The following is a 1,021-nucleotide window of genomic DNA, read 5'->3' as shown; positions in this document are numbered from 1 at the left end:
CGTTCAAGAAGCTGCCTGGCACGCGCCGGGAGTGGTTCGAGCGGTTGGACCGGCCAGTGTTGCGACCGCTGCCGCCGCGGCGCTACGAAGTTGCAACGTTCAAACAATGCCGCGTCAACGTCGACTACCACGTCGAGATCGACGGTCACTACTACAGCGTGCCGCATGCCCTGGTGCGAAAGGCGGTCGAGGCTCGCGTAACCCGCCACACCATCGAGATCCTGTACGGTGGCAAACGGGTGGCGCTGCACGCGCGCAATACCCGCAAGGGCAGCCACAGCACGGTCAAGGAACACATGCCGGTGGCCCACCGCGCGCACCTCGAATGGACGCCCGGCCGGCTGCTCAACTGGGCAGCCTCGATTGGGCCCAACGTCGCCGTCATCGTCGAATACCAGCTCACCCACAAGAGCCATCCCGAGATGGGCTATCGCGCCTGCCTGGGTCTGCTGAGTCTGGCCAAGAAGTACAGCAAGGAGCGGCTCGAAGCCGCTTGCGCTCGCGCCGTCGCCATTGGCTCGCTCACGCGTAAGTCTGTGGTCTCCATCCTTGAAAACCATCTGGACCGGCAAGCCACTCTGCCGGTATCGCAAACCGAGTGGCATTCCCCCATGCACGACAACGTGCGCGGACCCGACTACTACCATTAGGAAAACTATGCTGATGCAACACACCGTCGGCCAGCTCAAGGCCCTCAAGCTCGACGGGATGGCGCGGGCCTTCGAGGAACAGTCTGCCCTGACCGCCAGTTCCAGCCTGCCGTTCGAAGAACGCTTCTCCATGCTGGTCGACCGGGAGATTGCTTGGCGCGACACCAGGCGCCTGGAGCGGCTGCTGCGCTCGGCCAAGCTCAAGCACACCCAGGCATGCCTCGAGGATGTGGTCTATGACGGCAGTCGCGGCCTTGATCAGCGGCTGGTCGCTACCCTGGCCAGTTGCGACTGGATCCGCAACGCTCAGAGCCTCATCCTGACCGGGGCGACCGGTGCCGGCAAGTCCTGGTTGGCCTGTGCGTTTGCTC

2 pseudogenes are annotated in these 1,021 nt (G+C 64.0%); both read left to right on the top strand.

Annotation, left to right across the window (positions count from 1 at the left end):
- Positions 1–650 (top strand): annotated as a pseudogene (istA, locus tag MKD38_RS30690) (IS21-like element ISRme9 family transposase); the annotation flags it as partial.
- Between the two features lie 7 nt (positions 651–657).
- A pseudogene (istB, locus tag MKD38_RS30685) lies at positions 658–1,021 on the top strand (IS21-like element ISRme9 family helper ATPase IstB); the annotation flags it as partial.

Origin of the sequence: Cupriavidus sp. WGlv3 (genome assembly GCF_023952475.1) — a bacterium.
In the GTDB taxonomy this organism is placed as follows: Bacteria; Pseudomonadota; Gammaproteobacteria; order Burkholderiales; family Burkholderiaceae; genus Cupriavidus; species Cupriavidus phytorum.
Note: the sequence above shows the minus strand (reverse complement) of the source record. Positions and strands in the feature narration are given on the sequence as shown.